Below are 16,242 nucleotides of genomic sequence, written 5' to 3'. Positions count from 1 at the left end.
CGTTCTCTTGATCGGCGGTGGCTTCAGACGTGCAGGAGCAGGTGCTCGCGCTCCCAGGGCGAGATCACCTTCATGAACTCCTCGAATTCGAGTTCCTTGATCTCGGTGTAGATGGTCACGAACTCCTTGCCCAGCACGTCGTGCAGGTCGGTCTCGCGGCGCAGCCAGTCCAGCGCCTCGCCCAGGCTGCGCGGCAGCGAGTAGGGCGCCAGGTAGGCGTCGCCCTTCATCTCGGACTTGGGCGCGATCTTGTTCTTCAGCCCCAGGTAACCGCAGGCCAGGGTCATGGCCATGGCCACGTAGGGGTTGGCGTCGGCGCCGATCACGCGGTTCTCGACCCGGCGCGCCTCGGGCGACGAGATGGGCGAGCGGATGCCCACGGTGCGGTTGTCGTGGCCCCACTCGATGTTGATGGGCGCGGCCGTGTGGCGGCTCAGGCGGCGGTAGCTGTTGACGTAGGGCGCAACCAGCACCATGGCCGCCGGGATGTAGCGCTGCAGGCCGCCGATGTAGTGGAAGAAGGCTTCCGAAGCGCTGCCGTCGGGGTTGCTGAAGATGTTCTTGCCGGTCTTCTTGTTGACGATGCTCTGGTGCACGTGCATAGCGCTGCCCGGCTCGCCGGCGATGGGCTTGGCCATGAAGGTGGCGTACATGTCGTGGCGCAGCGCGGCCTCGCGCACGGTGCGCTTGAAGAAGAAGACCTCGTCGGCCAGACCCAGCGGGTGGGCGTGGAAGAAGTTGATCTCCATCTGCCCGGCGCCCACCTCGTGGATCAGCGTGTCCACGTTGAGCTCCATCTTTTCGCAGTAGTCGTAGATCTCCTCGAACAGCGGATCGAACTCGTTCACCGCGTCGATGCTGTAGGCCTGGCGCGAGGTCTCGGCGCGGCCGCTGCGGCCGATGGGCGGCTTGAGCAGCGTGTTGGGGTCGGTGTTGCGCGCGGTCAGGTAGAACTCGAGCTCGGGCGCCACCACCGGCGACAGACCCATCTCGTCGTAGAGCTCGCACACGTGGCGCAGCACGCTGCGCGGCGCGAAGGGCACGAGCTTGCCGTTGTTGTCGAAGCAGTCGTGGATGACCTGCGCGGTCGGGTCGGTGGCCCAGGGCACGATGCGCACGGTGCTGGGGTCGGGCCGCAGCTGCATGTCGCGGTCGGTCGGGTCGATCACGTCGTAGTAGGGGCCGCTCTCGGGGAATTCGCCGGTCACGCCCATGGCCACGATGGCCTGCGGCAGGCGCATGCCACGGTCCTCGGTGAACTTCTCGCGCGGCAGGATCTTGCCGCGGGCCACGCCGGTCAAGTCGGGCACCAGGCACTCGACTTCGGTGACACGGCGGTCGTTGAGCCAATGCTCCAGGTCGTTGAAGGAGTTGAGGGAGGTCGCTGCGTTCATGTTCTGGTTCTCGGGGTCGTTGGGCAATCAGGCGGCGCTGGGCAGGCCCAGCCGGTCGGCGCGGCGTTCGCGCACGGCATCGCCAAAGGCGCGGAAGATGGCGCCGTAAAAAGGGTTCTCCCAGCAGCGCCATTCGGGGTGGAACTGCACCGCGTAGGCAAAGCGGCGCGCGCCCACCACCTCGAAGGCCTCGATCTGGCCGTCGGGCGCGCGGGCCAGGGCGCGCAGGCCGTCGGCCAGGCGGTTGACCCCCTGGCCGTGCAGCGAGTTGACCTGGACGGAGTCGGCCCCGGCCCAGCGGGCGAACACGCTGCCGGGCTCGAGGTGGATGGCGTGCCGGGGCGCGTACTGCTCGTCGGCGGGCGCGCCGCCGGGCTCGCGGTGGTCCATGCGGCCGGGCACGTTCTGCACCTGCTGGTAGAGGCTGCCGCCCATGGCGACGTTGATTTCCTGGAAGCCCCGGCACACGCCCAGCAGCGGCACGCCCTGGGCCACGCAGGCCCGCACCAGGGTCAGCGTGAGCGAGTCGCGCTCGGGGTCCAGCGGCAGCGAGGGATCGGCCACCGGCTCGTCGAAGTGCGAGGGGTGGACGTTGGAGGGCGAGCCGGTCAGCATGACACCGTCCACCAGCGCCAGCAGCTCGTCCACCTGGGCGGCGTCGGCCAGCGGGAACATGACGGGTTGGGCCTGCGCGCCCACCTTGACGGCCCGGGCGTACTTGTCGCCGAGCAGCAGGTAAGGCATCTGGTGGCCGTGGTCGCCCAACAAGCGGTGGTCGGCGGGCAGCCAGACCATGCCGGGGATTGCTGTCATCTGAAAACTCCGTTTCGTTAAGACATTGTGTTTCGAAATTGGATCACAATGGGAGCCAGTTGGGGCAAGGCCATGGTGCCAATCCTCGGGGTAAACCCGGGGCCCCCAGCGCCATCACCGGGTTGTTCACCGCCATGTTGTCCGAATTCCTCCTGTCCGAAATGACGCGCCTGGCCCAGCAGGACGCGCTGCCCCTGCACCGCCAGCTCTACGAGTCGCTGCGCCGCGCGCTGCTCGACGGCAAGCTCGCCGCCGGCGAACGCCTGCCCTCCAGCCGCGACCTCGCGCAAGACCTGCAGCTCTCGCGCAACACGGTGGTGGCCGCCATCAACCAGCTCACGGTCGAGGGCTACCTCGTCAGCCAGGTGGGCAGCGGCACCTACGTCAACGACAGCGTGCCCAAGGCCTCGCCGCGCCCGGCCTCGGTGTCGCTGCAGCAGTCGGGCCAACTGTCGCGCCGGGGCGAGGCCCTGGCAAGCACGTTCTGCGCCACGCAGCTGGAGGTGCAGCCTTTCACGCCCGGCATCGCCGACTTCAGCGCCTTCCCCGTGGCCCTGTGGCAGCGCCTGCAGAACAAGCACTGGCGCATGACCTACCCGGAGATGCTGGACTACAACGACTCGGGCGGCTACGCGCCGCTGCGCCGCGCGGTGGCCGACTACCTGCGCGTGTTCCGCAGCGTGCAGCTCGACGCCGACCAGGTCGTCATCACCAGCGGCACGCAGCAGTCGCTCGAGCTGTGCGCCCAGCTGCTGGCCGACCACGGCGACACCGTGTGGGTGGAAGACCCGGCCTACTGGGGCGCCGTCAAGGCCTTCATGGCCACCGGCCTGAACATGCACGCGGTGCCGGTGGACCAGCAGGGCATCGCGCCCGGCACGGTGGACGGGCAGCACGCGCCCCGGCTGATCTACGTCACGCCCTCGCACCAGTACCCCACCGGCGCGGTCATGTCGCTGAGCCGGCGCCACCAGCTGCTGGCCTGCGCCGCGCAGCACAAGGCCTGGATCCTGGAGGACGACTACGACAGCGAATTCCGCTTCAGCGGCCCGCCCATCTCATCGCTCGAAGGCCTGGACAAGGACGGCCGCGTGCTCTACATGGGCACCTTTTCCAAGGTGCTCTACCCCGGCCTCAAGCTGGGCTACCTGGTGGTGCCCAAGCCCCTGGTGGCGGCCTTCAAGCAGGCCCACTACGACCTCAACCGCCCCGGCCAGATGCCGCTGCAGGCCGCACTGGCCGAGTTCATCGAGATGGGCCATTTCAGCAGCGCCCTGCGCCGCGCCCGCCAGACCTACGCCGAGCGCCGCGCCGCGCTGGTGACGGCCCTGGCGCCCTGCCTGCAAGACCCCGCCCGGGGCGTCTACGTGGGCGGCGCCGAACAAGGCCTGCACCTGTGCCTGCGCCTGCCCGAACACATCGACGACATCGCCCTGGCCCAGCGCATCGCCCAGCAGGGCCTGACCGTGCGGCCCCTGTCCGCCTACTGCCTGCACCGCGAGGACCTGCGTGGCCTGGTCATCGGCTACGGCTACGCGCCGCTGGCCAGCATCGAACGTTTTGGCCCCATGGTGGCGCGGGCGGTGCAGGCCGCCGTGGGCGGCGGCTGAGCTGGGCGCCGGCGGCGATTTGGATTTACCCTGCGTTTCTTCCAACCGGTTTTCAGCGAGGCCACGCCATGCCCAGCCAACGCTTCTCCCACGGCCGCATCCGACAGGCCGACTACCACCCGGCGGGCCAGCAACTCGACCTGCATTTCGACAACAGGACGGTGCTGGCCTACAAACACGTGCCGCAAGAGGTGTACCGCCGCCTGTGCAGCGCGCCCAACCCCGGCACCTACTGGGAAGACCGCATCGCCGAGGAATACCCCAAGGGCGTGCCCCTGGCCCGCCCCGCCGACGCGGGCGGCGCCAAGCAGTGGAGCGACCTGTTTGGCGGCGACGACACGCCCAAGGAGAGCTGAGGATGACGCCCCACATCACCGTCCTCACCCTGGGTGTGGACAACCTGGAGCGCGCCGTCGCCTTCTACCGCGACGGCCTCGGCTTCCCCACCCAGGGCATCATCGGCACCGAGTTCGAGCACGGCGCCGTCGCCTTCTTCCAACTCGCCTCGGGCCTCAAGCTCGCGCTCTGGCCTCGCGCCAGCCTCGCCGCCGACACCGGCCTGCCGCTGGGCCCCCCCAGCGCCACCAACCTGTCCATCGGCCACAACGTGGCCACCCACGCGGAAGTCGACGCCGTCATGGCCCAGGCCCGGCAAGCCGGCGCCACCATCGTCAAGCCCGCCGGCACAACCTTCTACGGCGGCTACGCCGGCTACTTCCAGGACCCGGATGGGCACCTGTGGGAGGTGGTGTGTTTGGAGGGGTTGGGATAAGCCGCGCCTTCACTCGAGCTTGCATGGGCTCTAACGGGCACACCACTGCTGCTCGCAAGGGAGGCCATTTTTGTCGCCGTCCATTTTCACACCTGGGCAGTGGGCAAGAAAATACTTTGCCTCAGCACATGACTTCATCTGAGAGCAGTACTTTCGTCCGTCGCAACGGAATGCGTCGGATACGGCAGGAACCACTGGAGCAAGCTTTTCGGGAGACGTTGCCGTGCCCGCCGCACGCCGCCTCTTCTCCTCGGCGTTCAGCTCTTGAAGGTTGGGTGGTTTCCGAACTTCGTCAGACGGACATGCCCCCTGCTGATACGTGACCGTGCCGTTAACCACGCACTTGTTTGCTGGCGGAGCTGCGGCACCAGGGAGGGCAAGTAGAAGGCCTGCAATCAACGAGGCCTGGATGTGAAGCCGCAGCATTAAATTTCGCATGTGAACTTACGCCTTATTCTTTTGCTCTACACGAGTGACAATAAAATTGAATATCCCCGCAATGGCTGCAACGATGGGTGCCCACATAGCAAATGGAATTCGTACCACGGGCACAAGAACAAGGAAAGCGGCAACAGAGGCTGCCAGAGCGAGGTTGATGCATGCAAATGTGCCGACCAGAGCCTCCGGATTTTTGAGTGGCTTTCCAAGCCTGCTCTTCACAAGGCGAAGATCACGCTTGATTCCCAAGCGATAGCTTCGCCAGCCAATCCAAAAAACCAAAAGCCACAACGCCAAATACAGAAACAATGGAAGATTCTGTATAACGCCACTGGGTGCCCCAATCAACAGCCAAGCGGCAACCAGGCTGATGGGCAGACCAATCTGCACGATCCTAAATTGCTTTCGGGCTCGCTCCTGGTCCTCCAGCGGCTGCTTCTTGAATGAAGCAGTTCGTGTTATCAGAAAAATGGTTGCAAGCATGAGGCCGTAAACGATGGCTGCGATAGGAACGAAAGTGGACTGTGGATTCATTGAGTTCAACACCTAAATCAATGCATCCAGCCAGTCTTGACATAGCCCACTGGTCTGGCCGCAACGACAACTATCATCGCGCCCATGAAGCCTACCATCCAATCCACCGTTCCCGTGCTGGCTTCGCTGGACTTGGACCAGACGCTGGACTTCTACACCCGCGTGCTCGGGTTCGCCCCATTGGGTCGTTGGAATGATTACGCCATCGTCGCGCGCGACGGCGCCGAAATCCATTTCTGGTTGTGCGCCGAACGCCATATCGCCGAGAACACCTCGTGCTACGTGCGTGCAACCGACCTGCAGGCGCTGTACGAAGAATTCCGCGCGCGCGGCGCCCGGATCGACCCGCCGGTGTCCCGGCCCTGGGGCATGCGCGAGCTGTATGTGAGCGACCCACACGGCAACCTGCTCAAGTTCGGCCACCCGGAAGTGGTTTGAAACCGTCTGGTCTTGTCACGCGCCGTCCTGCCCCTGATCAAGGACGGCCGCCTACAAGCCGCCCGATCGAAGCAACTGCACAGCGTTCTTCACCGCGTCAGCACCAAACCGCTTGATGCGCTCCATCGCGTCCATGGTGAGCGGATGTTGACGGTAGCGCCCAATCTCGCCCAGCGGGTTGAGGCGTGTTGCCTTGGCCCACTGGGCCAGCGCCGGGACGGCGCTGCGGGCCCGTTCGTTGGCCAGGGAAGCCAGGAAGGCGCTCAGGTAGTCGGTGTTGGCGTCCCAATAGGCGATGGGCGGGAACAGCTTGTTCTTCTCCTCGTCGCTGGCCAGCAGCGCTTCGGCCACGCCCAGCATGGCGAACTGGTAGCAGGCAAAACTCCACATGAAGGGCTGGACGGTGACGCGATCGGCCTCGAAGATGGGCCGCAACGGCGGGCGTGCCAGGCCGCGCGCGGCGCAGTGGATGTGCAGGGTCGCGGTGGTGGTGGGCAGGCGGCCGCCGTCGAGCACGATGTCGTTGGCGGTGATGCGGCGCACACGCCCCAGCCGCACCACGTCCTGGATCTCGCGCAGCCGCGTCAGCTCGGCCTCGGTGACGATGGCACCGCGGCACATGGTCGCGGGCACACCGGGATCGACACGAAGGAAAAACCCCTGGGCTTCGAGGCGGGCGAACAGGTCCGGGATCGAGCTGGCCTGGGCGATGGCTTCCAGCTGCATGGCGGTGCCATTCAGGAAATCCGGCAGCAGGCTGTGGGGCTGGTGGTAGCGCCGGTTCAGCCACCAGCTTTCACGCGGCTTGATCCAGCGGATGGACGCCGGTGGCACGCCCTGGTCGAGCAGCCACAGGCAGGCGTCCACCGCCGTTTTGCCAGCCCCCACCACCACATACCGCTCGGGCCGTTCGGTGATGCGTGTCAGCTCGCCCGCCGACACGCAGCGCACGCCGCTGTCCACCTCGAAGGGCGGCGGGCTGGTGGCCGGCACCTCGCCTTCGAGGTAGCTGGTGTCGATGGTCTTGCGGCGCACACGGACATCCCACGACCGGTCGGCCAGCCGTGACCGGACCTGGCCCGCGCCCAGGTGGTCGCAGCTGGGCAGGTAGCGCACCCGGCCGCTGGGCAGCAGGTGCCGCTCCATCACGCGGGTGTAGTAGGCGCGTATCTCGTCCGCGCTGGCCAGTTCGTAGAAACCGGCGTTGGTGCCCTGGCCGTCGATGCAGTCCTGCCCCAGGGGCATGGAGCTGACGCCGTAAAAGGCCGAGGGCTGGTGCAGGCGCACATAGGGGTAGGCGTCTATCCAGTGCCCGCCCGGCGCGTGGCGGCGGTCCACCACGGTGATCGATGCGTCGGAATGCGCCAGCAGCGCATCGGCGAAGGCCATGCCGGCCGCCCCCGCGCCAACGATCAGGTAATCCGTCTCGAGTACTTCGGTCATGGGACGTCCTTGGTGGTGGGCACGGCACCGGACGCGCCACGGCGCGTTGCCAGGGTCCGACGTTTTCAACGCGGCAGGAAGTGGCGCATGAACGCGCTGCGCAGGTTACAGGGGTCTGGCCTGGGACACAAGGCGGCCGCCCGCCATCACCCCACCACGTCCCTCAACCGATGCCACAGCATCCCCAGCGCCAGGCTGGGCGTGCGCAGCAGCGGGCCGCCGGGGAAGTCGCGGTGTTTGAGCCGGGCGAAAACGTCGAAGCGTTCGGCCTGGCCGGCGATGGCTTCGGCCACGAGCTGGCCGCCCAGGCCGGTGAGGGCCACGCCGTGGCCGCTGAAGCCTTGCAGGTAGTAGACGTTGGGGCCGATGCGGCCGAAGTCAGGCGCGCGGTTCATGCTGATGTCGACGAAGCCGCCCCAGACGAAGTCGATGGGCACGTCGCGCAGGGCGGGGAAGACCTGGGCCATGCGCCGCTGCATCACGGCCTGGAGGCCGGCCGGGGTGGTGGTGGTGTAGCTGACGCGGCCACCGAACAGCATGCGGCGGTCGGCGCTGAAGCGGAAGTAGTCGAGCACGAAGTTGTTGTCGCACACCGCGCTGTTGCTGGGGATGAGCTGGCGGCACAGCGCCTCGTCCAGCGGCGCGGTGCCGACGATGTAGGTGCCCACCGGCATGATGCGCGGGTGGATCTGCGGCGCCACGTCGGGGCCGTGTTCGGGCAGCATGCAGTTGCCGGCCAGCACGGCGAACCTGGCTTGCACCTTGCCCTGCGCGGTGCGCGCCGTCACACCGCTGGTGGTGTGCTCCAGCGCGGTCACGGGTGATGTTTCATGCACCACCACGCCGGCGGCCTGCGCGGCGCGCGCCAGGCCCAGCGCGTACTTGAGCGGGTGCAGGTGGCCCGACACGGTCTCGAAGCCGGCCGCGTGGTAGAGCGGGCTGTCGATGAGGCGCCGCACGTCCGGGCCGGTGGCCACGTCACAGACCAGGCCGTAGTCGCGCCGCTGGGCGTCGAGGTCGGACAGCAGCGCGCGCGCCTTGCGCGGCGCGTCGGCCACGTAGAGGTAGCCCTTGACCTGGTCGCAGGCTATGCCGTGGGTGGCGATGCGCCGGTCGATGAGCTGGATGGCCTCGATGGACATGTCCCAGGCGCGCCGGGCGTCGGCGCGGCCCAGCTGCTGCTCGAACGGGCCCTGGCCGCTGGCGTAGCCGACGATGAACTGGCCGCCGTTGCGCCCGCTGGCGCCGCTGCCCACGCGGTCGGCCTCCAGCAGCACCACGCGCTGGCCGCGCTGCGCCAGCTCCAGCGCGGCCGACAGGCCGGCAAAGCCGCCGCCCACCACCAGCACGTCGGCCGTCACGCTGCCCCGCAGCGGGGGCAGGGCAGCGGGCCGGGTGACGCTGGCCTCGTAGTAGCTGGACTGGTTGAGCTGGGTGTCGGAGCGCAGCAGGGAGGGCTTGAACACGTTCAGCCCCGCTGGCGCTTGGCCACCTGGCCGCAGAGGTAGGTCCACACGAAGGTGGCGGCGGCGTTGCTGGTGAGTTCGGCGTGGTCGTAGGCCGGGGCCACCTCCACGCAGTCCATGCCCACCCAGTTGAGGTCGGCCAGCTCCTCGATGAAGGTCAGCACCTGCGAGCTGCTCATGCCGCCGGGCTCGGGCGTGCCGGTGCCGGGGGCGAAGGCCGGGTCCAGGCAGTCGATGTCCAGCGTGAGGTAACACGGGCGCTGGCCGATGCGTTCGCGGATGGCGGCCACCATGCCGGCCAGGCCGTCGCCGTCCTTGCCGCGCAGCTGGCGGGCGGTGAAGATCTGGCCGCCCTGGTCGGCCACGTACTCGCGCGCGGCGCGCACGCCGCTGGAGCGTATGCCGATCTGCACCGTGTGCGCCGGGCTGGCCAGGCCATCGCGCAGCGCCTCGTAGGTCCAGGTGCCGTGGCCCGAGGGTTCGCCGAAGTGGTCTTCCCAGGTGTCGCAGTGGGCGTCGAAATGCACCAAGGCCAGTGGCTCGCCCTGGCTGTATTGCGCCTGCGCGGCGCGCAGCAGGGGCAGGGTGATGGAGTGGTCGCCGCCGATGAAGACGCAGTGGTGGCGCGCCATCAGCGCCGCCGCCTGCTGCTCGATGTGGCGGCGCACCTCGGGCAGGGGCGAGGCGTTGGGCAGGCGCATGTCCAGCGCGTCGCCCAACTGGTCCAGCGGCGACACATCGAAGTGCGGGTGCGTGCCATCGCACAACATCAGGCTGGCCGCGCGTATGGCCTGCGGGCCGAAGCGCGCGCCGGGGCGGTTGGTCACCACGCCGTCGAAGGGCACGCCGGCCACGGCGAAGGGCTGGTCCGCCAGCGGCTCGCAGGCCATGAAGCGGTTGCTGTTGTTTGCGTAGGCGAATTGGCCCATGGCCATGGTGGCGTCCTTGTGTGAATTGGAGCCAGAAGGTAGCGCATTTTCACGCGCACCTCCGGTGCCAATTGCCGACAAGCGCAGGCAACCACTGGTCTGGAAGGTGGTGTCCCTCTGCGGGACCGCCAGGGGCTGGACGCGGTGCGCTGAGTACCGCCCGCGCGCCTTGCTCGGTCCGTCAGGCCAGCTTGAACGGCAGCTCGCGCAGCGGCTTGCCGGTGAGCCGGGCGATGGCGTTGGCGAAGGCCGGGGCCAGCGGCGGCAGGCCGGGCTCGCCCATGCCGGTGGGCGCGTCGGCGCTGGGCACGGTGTGCACCGCAAAGACGGGGGCGTCGGTCATGCGGGCAACGGTGTAGTCGCCGAAGTTGCTCTGCTGCACCTCGCCGTCCTTGAAGGTGATGGCCGAGCCGGGCAGGCACATGGACAGGCCCATGACCGCCGCGCCCTGCACCTGGGCCTCGACGCTGCGCGGGTTGACGACCAGGTTGCAGTGCACGCCGGCGGTCACGCGGTGCAGCACCGGGTTGCCGTCTTTCACCGAGGCCTCGACCACGTAGGCCACCACCGAGCTGAAGGACTCGTGCACCGCCACGCCCCAGGCGCGGCCGGCGGGCAGCGGTGTCTTGCCGTAGCCGCTCTTGTCCACCGCCAGCTGCAGGGCGGCGCTGTGGCGCGGGTGTTTGTCGCCCCACAGGCGCATGCGGTAGGCCACCGGGTCCTGCTGGGTGGTGCGGGCGATCTCGTCGAGCAGGGTCTCCATCACGAAGGCGGTGTGGGTGGAGCCCACGCTGCGCCACCACAGCACCGGCACGTTGACCTTGGGGTGGTGCACGGTCAGGCGCATGGGCAGCGGGTAGGGCTCGCGCATGCCTTCGGTGGCAGTGGCGTCGATGCCGTTTTTCACCTGGAAGGACTCGAACACCGAACCGGTAAGGATGGACTGGCCCACCAGCACGTGGTCCCAGGCCAGCACGTTGCCGCGCTGGTCAAAGCCGATGCGGGCGCGGTGCAGGTGCATGGGCCGGTAGTAGCCGCCCTTGATGTCGTCCTCGCGGCTCCAGAGCGTGCGCACCGGCGCGTCCAGGCCGGCCGTGCGGGCGGCCTTGGCCACCTGGCAGGCCTCGATCACGTATTCGCTGGTGCTGACAAAGCGCCGGCCAAAACCGCCACCCGCCATCTGCACGTGCATCTTCACCTGCTCGGGCTTGAGGCCCAGCGCGCCGGCTGCGGCCGCAGCGTCCAGCCCCGGGCTTTGTGAGCCCACCCACAGCTCGGCGCCCGCCGCGCCCAGGCGCACGGTGCAGTTCAGGGGTTCCATGGGCGCATGGGCCAGGAAGGGGAACACGAACTCAGCCTCGATGGTGTGGGGCGCGGTGGCCAGCGGCGCCATGTCGGCGTCCAGGGCCTTGGGGCCGGGCTGGCCCGCCAGCGCGCGGTACTGCGCCAGCAGGCGTTCGCTGTCGGGCTTCTCCACCTGGGCCGTGTCCCACCGCAGCTTGAGCGCGTCACGCGCCTGCTTGGCGGGCCAGTAGCCGTCGGCCACCACGGCCACGCCTTCGGCGCCGCGGTCCAGCGGCACACGCAGCACGGCCTTCACGCCTTTGATGGCGCGGGCCGCGCTGTCGTCCACCGACGCCAGCCGGGCGCCGAACACCGGCGGTCGCGCCACCACGGCGGTGAGCTGCCCGGGCAGGCGCACGTCGATGCCGAAGTCCTGCCGGCCGCGGCTCTTGTCACGCGCGTCCAGCCGGGTGGTGGCCTGCCCGATGAGGCGAAAGTCTTTGGGGTTCTTGAGCGCCACGGTGGCCGGCACCGGCAGGCGCATGGCGGCCTCGGCCAGCTCACCATAGCCGGCCTTGCGCCCGCCCGGGCCCAGCACCTGGCCGGCCTGGGTGCGCAGGGCGGCCACGTCCACGTTCCAGCGCGTGGCGGCGGCGCTCAGCAGCATGGCGCGGGCGCGCGCGCCCAGCTCGCGGTACTGGGTGTAGCTGTTCTTGATGGAGTTGGAGCCGCCGGTGAGGTGGATGCCGAACTGCGGGTCGGCGTAGGCGGCGTCGCCGGTGCCGTGCTGCGCGCGCACCTTGTTCCAGTCGGCGTCCAGTTCTTCGGCCAGCACCATGGCCAGGCCGGTCATTACGCCCTGGCCAAACTCCAGCCGGTTGACGGTGACGGTCACTTCGCCGTTGGGCGCGATGCGCACAAAGGCGGCCGGCTGCTGGCTGGGCTTGAGGCCCTCAGGGATTTTGTCCTGCGCCTGGGCCAGCGCGGGATACAGACCCAGCGCCAGACCGCTGGCGCCGGCCAGCTTGAGGAAGCTGCGGCGTGGCAGCGCGGTGGGGGTGTCGCTGTGGTCCCGGTCCATCAGGTGGGCCAGGGCGCGCGGCAGGTCGGCGGGTTCGATGTGGTGCAGCATGGTGGGGTCGTCCTTCAGGCCAGGGCCTTGGCGGCATCGGCCACGGCGGCGCGGATGCGGGCGTAGGTGCCACAGCGGCAGATGTTGCCGGCCATGGCGGCGTCGATGTCGGCCGCGCTGGGCTGCGTGCCCTTGGGCAGGGACTTGAGGAAAGCGGTGGCGCTCATGATCTGGCCGCTCTGGCAGTAGCCACACTGGGCGACGTCGTGCTGGACCCAGGCCGCGTGCACCGCCGCGCCCACGCGGTCGCGGCCGTCGGTGACGGCTTCGATGGTGGCCAGGCGCTTGCCTTCGGCGGCCGACACCGGCGTGACGCAGGCGCGGATGGCCTGGCCATCGAGGTGCACGGTGCAGGCGCCACACAGGGCCGCGCCGCAACCGAACTTGGTGCCGCTCAGGCCCAGGGTATCGCGCAGGGCCCAGAGGATGGGGGTGCCGGGGTCGATGTCGACCGTGTGACGGCGGCCGTTGACGTTCAGTGTGCTCATGGTGGGGCGTTCTCCTGGTGTCCGAGGGACGCGTGTGCCGTGGACCGATTCAAGCGCCATGGCGCACACGCGGGGATGCAGCGAGTGTCTGGCCCAGACCCGTCGGACGCTTGCCTGTTTTGACGCATGTCTTGCCATTTTTGATGACTTGGTGCGCAAGACGGCGGCCCAGCCCAGCGGCCGGGCTACAGTGCGGCCGTGCATCCGCGGCGGGCTTCTGCCGCGAATTGCCCAGCAAATGTCAATTTCTGACAGCGTCATCCCCGCCCACCATGCCCATCGAAGCGCTCGCCCAGGCCATCGCCGACATTGCCCGAATCGACGGCGACCACACCACCGCCATCCCCCAGCTGTCGCTGCACCGGCGCAGCCTGCGCACGGCGCCGGTGCACTGTGTCTATGGGCTGGGCGTGGCCGTGGTGGCCCAGGGCGGCAAGCAGGTGGCGCACAACGACCAGGTCACCCACTACGGCGCCGGCCAGTCCCTGGTGTCCACGGTGGACATGCCGGTGGCGGCCCAGGTGACGCAGGCCGACGCCGCCCGGCCCTACCTGGGCATGATGCTCACGCTGGATGCGCGGGTGCTGGTGCAGCTGGCCTCGGACCTGGACCTGCCGCCGCTGCCGCGTGATCCCCCGGCGTTTGCGCTGTCGCTCAAGCCGCTGGACGCCCCCCTGCTCGATGCCGCGACCCGCCTGGTCAAGCTGCTGCAGGAGCCGGCGCTGATCCCCAGCCTGGCGCCGCTGATCCAGCAGGAGATCGCGGTGCGCCTGCTCTGTGGCCCCCACGGGCCCTACCTGCGGCAGCTGGTGGCCACCGGCTCACCCAGCCACCAGGTGGCCCAGGCCATGGCCTGGCTCAAGCAGAACTTTGCCAGCGACGTGCCCATGGACGACCTGGCGGCGCGCGCGCACATGAGCCCGTCCACCTTCCGCCTGCACTTCCGCAAGCTCACCGGCATGGGTCCGCTGCGCTACCAGAAGCAGCTGCGGCTGCAGGCCGCGCGCCAGCTGATGCTCAACGACAACCTGGACGCCAGTGCCACCGCGGCCCGGGTGGGCTACGAAAGCCCGTCCCAGTTCAGCCGCGACTACAGCCGCCTGTTCGGCGACGCGCCGCAGCGCGACATCAAACGGATGCGTCAGCTGCCCGCGGTCGCCCGCGCCTGACGCGGCGCGCCACCCGCCGGCGGCTGGATCAAGGCGCTGCGGGCCGCGGCCAGCACCGCCCGGGTCAGGCCTTCGAGCAGGCGGGACGCCGCGCGCGCCTGCTGCCAGTGCAGCGGCACATCCAGCGGCGTGTCGGGCACCAGTTCCACCAGCGAGCCGTCGGCCAGGTGGTCGGCGACCAGGGCCAGCGGATGCAGGGCCCAGCCCATGCCGGCCAGCGCCGCCACCACAAACGCCTGCGGCGACGGCAGGGTGTGGCGCGGCAGCTCCACCTGGCGGTGGCACAACCGCCGCACCCAGCGCGCCTGCAGCTCGTCCTTGGTGTTGAAGACCAGGCTGGGCGCCTGCGCCAGACTGGCCGCGCCCACGCCGTCGGCGAAATGCCGCGCCAGCAAGGCCGGGCTGGCCACCGCGACGTAACGCATGGCGCCCAGGGGCTGGCTGTTGCAGCCGGTGGCCGGGCGCGCGGTCGCCGTGACCGCGGCCAGCACCTGGCCGCTGCGCAGCCACTCGGCGGTGTGGTCCTGGTCGTCCACCGCCACCGACATCAGCACCGGCGCGTCGGCGGCAAAACGCGCCACCGGCGCGGCCAGCCAGGTGGCCAGGCTGTCGGCGTTGACCGCGATCGGCAGCGGCACCCGCAGCAGGGCCTGCGGATCGAGGGTGGGCAGTTCCGCCTGCAACTCGTGTTCGAGCAGGCGCACGCGGTCGGCGTGCTGGCACAAGCGGCGCCCGGTTTCGGTGGCAACACAAGGCTGGGCCCGCACCACCAGGGCGCAGCCGACCCGCTCCTCCAGCAGGCGGATGCGCTGCGACACGGCCGAGGGCGTCACGTGCAGGGCGCGCGCCGCGCGCTCGAAGCTGCCCTCGCGCACCACCGCGGCCAGAGCTGAGAGCAGGGCGTAATCGAGCATCAGATAAAAAATTCTTAATTGAATGAAGCAGGCATAGTTTGTCTTCATGCATGAAGACGGACAAGCTGCACCCATGAGTTCGCTGCCCGACGCCTTTTCCGCCGCCCTGCCCGTGTTCATGCAGGGCCTGGCCCTGAGCCTGGGGCTGATCGTCGCCATCGGCGCCCAGAACGCCTTTGTGCTGCGCCAGGGCCTGCGGCGCGAACACGTGGGCAGCGTGGTGCTGTTCTGCGCGCTGGCCGACGCGGTGCTGATCGCCGCCGGTGTGCTGGGCATGGCGCAGGCGCTGGGCGAACGCCCGGGGCTGGCGCGTGCCCTGGCCCTGGGCGGCGCGGCCTTCCTGGCCGCGTACGGGTGGCGCGCCCTGCGCCGCGCGCGCCAGCCCGGCCAGCTGCGGGCGGCGCAGGGAGGTGACCGCCTCGGTCGCGGCGCGGTCATCGCGCAGGCGGCGGCGTTCACGCTGCTCAACCCCCATGTCTACCTGGACACCGTGCTGCTGGTGGGCAGCATAGGCGCCCAGCAACCGGCCGCGCTGCGCGGCTGGTTTGTGGCCGGGGCCAGCACCGCCAGCCTGTGCTGGTTCGGGCTGCTGGGCTGGGGCGCGCGCTGGCTGGCGCCCTGGTTTGCCCGGCCCCGGGCGTGGCAGCTGCTCGATGGCCTGATCGGCCTGACCATGTGGGTCCTGGCGGCCCTGCTGCTGCGCCACACTTGGGCGGGTTTTTGAAAGCGAACGATGTACCTTCCTCCCTGTCACCGGCTGAGCGACCACGGGGCCCTGCTCTCGCACATCGAGGCCCACCCGCTGGGGGCCTGGGTGGTGGGCGGCGGCGGCGGCCTGGTGGCCAACCACCTGCCTTTTGTGCTGGACCGCGACCGTGGCCCCCACGGCACCCTGATGGGCCACGTCGCGCGCGCCAACGGCGTCTGGCGCCAGCTCGGCGCCGACACCCCGTCCGTGGTGCTGTTCCAGGGGCCCCAGGCCTACATCACGCCGGGCTGGTACCCGGGCAAGGCGGCGCATGGCCAGGTGGTGCCGACCTGGAACTACGTGGCGGTGCATGTCCACGGCAGGGCGCGCGTGGTCGAGGACCGGACGTGGACGCTGGACATGCTGAACCGGCTCACCGACGCGCAGGAGGCCGGCCGCGCCACGCCCTGGCGCGTGGGCGATGCGCCGGCCGCCTACATCGACCAGATGCTGCGCGCCGTCGTCGGCATCGAGATCCCCATCGACCGCCTGGAAGGCCGGCTCAAGGCCAGCCAGGACGAGGCCATGCCCGACCGGCTGGGCACGGTCGCCGGCCTGCAGGCCGAGCCCGGCGACGAGGCGCGGGCGATGGCCGCGCTGGTGATGGACGCCCTGCGGACCGACCCGCGCCGGCCACGCTGAAACGGTGCCCGGCGGCGGCGGCGCAGTT

At 69.4% G+C, this 16,242-nt stretch carries 17 protein-coding genes; 7 read left to right on the top strand and 10 right to left on the bottom strand.

All coding sequences use genetic code 11. From position 1 onward, the window contains the following. Nucleotides 1–23: 23 nt before the first annotated feature. Nucleotides 24–1,394 (bottom strand): glutamine synthetase family protein, encoded by a 1,371-nt coding sequence (locus AAHB17_RS09250; protein WP_342130252.1) that lies wholly within the window; start codon nt 1,392–1,394, stop codon nt 24–26. A 27-nt stretch (nt 1,395–1,421) separates the two neighbouring features. After that, the gene (locus AAHB17_RS09245; RefSeq protein ID WP_342130251.1) at nt 1,422–2,207 is read right to left on the bottom strand and encodes a gamma-glutamyl-gamma-aminobutyrate hydrolase family protein; all 786 of its coding nucleotides are present in this window, start codon (nt 2,205–2,207) and stop codon (nt 1,422–1,424) included. Nucleotides 2,208–2,341: 134 nt separating this feature from the next. Between AAHB17_RS09245 and pdxR the strand changes: the two genes are divergently transcribed. The 3 genes from pdxR (at nt 2,342) to AAHB17_RS09230 (ending at nt 4,589) form a co-directional block, all read left to right on the top strand. Then, on the top strand, nt 2,342–3,817 hold the full coding sequence (pdxR, locus tag AAHB17_RS09240; protein WP_342130250.1) for a MocR-like pyridoxine biosynthesis transcription factor PdxR: 1,476 nt from the start codon (nt 2,342–2,344) through the stop codon (nt 3,815–3,817). Nucleotides 3,818–3,885: 68 nt separating this feature from the next. After that, nucleotides 3,886–4,173: a KTSC domain-containing protein gene (locus AAHB17_RS09235; RefSeq protein ID WP_342130249.1), complete on the top strand. Its 288-nt coding sequence runs from the start codon at nt 3,886–3,888 to the stop codon at nt 4,171–4,173. Nucleotides 4,174–4,175: 2 nt separating this feature from the next. Continuing rightward, nucleotides 4,176–4,589 carry a VOC family protein gene (locus tag AAHB17_RS09230; RefSeq protein WP_342130248.1) on the top strand — a complete coding sequence of 138 codons (414 nt, stop codon included), beginning with the start codon at nt 4,176–4,178 and terminating at the stop codon, nt 4,587–4,589. Nucleotides 4,590–4,619: 30 nt separating this feature from the next. Here the strand turns inward: AAHB17_RS09230 and AAHB17_RS09225 are convergent, their stop codons facing one another. Together AAHB17_RS09225 and AAHB17_RS09220 are read right to left on the bottom strand one after the other, a co-directional pair. Then, a complete protein-coding gene (locus tag AAHB17_RS09225) occupies nt 4,620–5,015 on the bottom strand; it encodes an excalibur calcium-binding domain-containing protein (protein ID WP_342130247.1) in 396 nt (131 codons plus the stop codon). Between the two features lie 18 nt (nt 5,016–5,033). Next, the gene (locus AAHB17_RS09220) at nt 5,034–5,561 is read right to left on the bottom strand and encodes a hypothetical protein (protein ID WP_342130246.1); all 528 of its coding nucleotides are present in this window, start codon (nt 5,559–5,561) and stop codon (nt 5,034–5,036) included. Between the two features lie 84 nt (nt 5,562–5,645). On the opposite strand from AAHB17_RS09220, the gene AAHB17_RS09215 reads away from it, so the two are divergent. Beyond that, nucleotides 5,646–5,999: a bleomycin resistance protein gene (locus AAHB17_RS09215; RefSeq protein WP_342130245.1), complete on the top strand. Its 354-nt coding sequence runs from the start codon at nt 5,646–5,648 to the stop codon at nt 5,997–5,999. Between the two features lie 51 nt (nt 6,000–6,050). Here the strand turns inward: AAHB17_RS09215 and AAHB17_RS09210 are convergent, their stop codons facing one another. From AAHB17_RS09210 to AAHB17_RS09190, 5 genes are all read right to left on the bottom strand, one after another. Next, nucleotides 6,051–7,442 carry an NAD(P)-binding protein gene (locus AAHB17_RS09210; RefSeq protein ID WP_342130244.1) on the bottom strand — a complete coding sequence of 464 codons (1,392 nt, stop codon included), beginning with the start codon at nt 7,440–7,442 and terminating at the stop codon, nt 6,051–6,053. A gap of 146 nt (nt 7,443–7,588) precedes the next feature. Beyond that, nucleotides 7,589–8,908, bottom strand: coding sequence for an NAD(P)/FAD-dependent oxidoreductase (locus AAHB17_RS09205; RefSeq protein WP_342130243.1), 1,320 nt, complete (start codon nt 8,906–8,908; stop codon nt 7,589–7,591). Between the two features lie 2 nt (nt 8,909–8,910). Next, nucleotides 8,911–9,843, bottom strand: coding sequence for an agmatinase (speB, locus tag AAHB17_RS09200; protein ID WP_342130242.1), 933 nt, complete (start codon nt 9,841–9,843; stop codon nt 8,911–8,913). Between the two features lie 175 nt (nt 9,844–10,018). Continuing rightward, nucleotides 10,019–12,253 (bottom strand): xanthine dehydrogenase family protein molybdopterin-binding subunit, encoded by a 2,235-nt coding sequence (locus tag AAHB17_RS09195; RefSeq protein WP_342130241.1) that lies wholly within the window; start codon nt 12,251–12,253, stop codon nt 10,019–10,021. Nucleotides 12,254–12,267: 14 nt separating this feature from the next. Further along, nucleotides 12,268–12,741, bottom strand: a complete 474-nt coding sequence (locus AAHB17_RS09190) for a (2Fe-2S)-binding protein (RefSeq protein WP_342130240.1) — start codon at nt 12,739–12,741, stop codon at nt 12,268–12,270. Nucleotides 12,742–13,013: 272 nt separating this feature from the next. Here AAHB17_RS09190 and AAHB17_RS09185 point away from each other — a divergent pair, with 272 nt between their 5' ends. Then, on the top strand, nt 13,014–13,910 hold the full coding sequence (locus AAHB17_RS09185) for an AraC family transcriptional regulator (RefSeq protein ID WP_342130239.1): 897 nt from the start codon (nt 13,014–13,016) through the stop codon (nt 13,908–13,910). On the opposite strand, the gene AAHB17_RS09180 is transcribed toward AAHB17_RS09185, so the two are convergent. Further along, nucleotides 13,883–14,824, bottom strand: a complete 942-nt coding sequence (locus AAHB17_RS09180; protein ID WP_342130238.1) for a LysR family transcriptional regulator ArgP — start codon at nt 14,822–14,824, stop codon at nt 13,883–13,885. The two genes, AAHB17_RS09185 and AAHB17_RS09180, sit on opposite strands and share 28 nt — an antisense overlap. Before the next feature lie 73 nt (nt 14,825–14,897). Here AAHB17_RS09180 and AAHB17_RS09175 point away from each other — a divergent pair, with 73 nt between their 5' ends. Beyond that, a complete protein-coding gene (locus AAHB17_RS09175) occupies nt 14,898–15,548 on the top strand; it encodes a LysE/ArgO family amino acid transporter (RefSeq protein WP_342130237.1) in 651 nt (216 codons plus the stop codon). A gap of 9 nt (nt 15,549–15,557) precedes the next feature. Beyond that, nucleotides 15,558–16,214, top strand: coding sequence for an FMN-binding negative transcriptional regulator (locus tag AAHB17_RS09170; RefSeq protein WP_342130236.1), 657 nt, complete (start codon nt 15,558–15,560; stop codon nt 16,212–16,214). Nucleotides 16,215–16,242 lie beyond the last annotated feature (28 nt).

It is taken from the genome of Hydrogenophaga sp. OTU3427 (assembly GCF_038440225.1).
Taxonomy (GTDB): domain Bacteria; phylum Pseudomonadota; class Gammaproteobacteria; order Burkholderiales; family Burkholderiaceae_C; genus Hydrogenophaga.
This window is presented reverse-complemented; position numbering and strand designations above follow the sequence as displayed.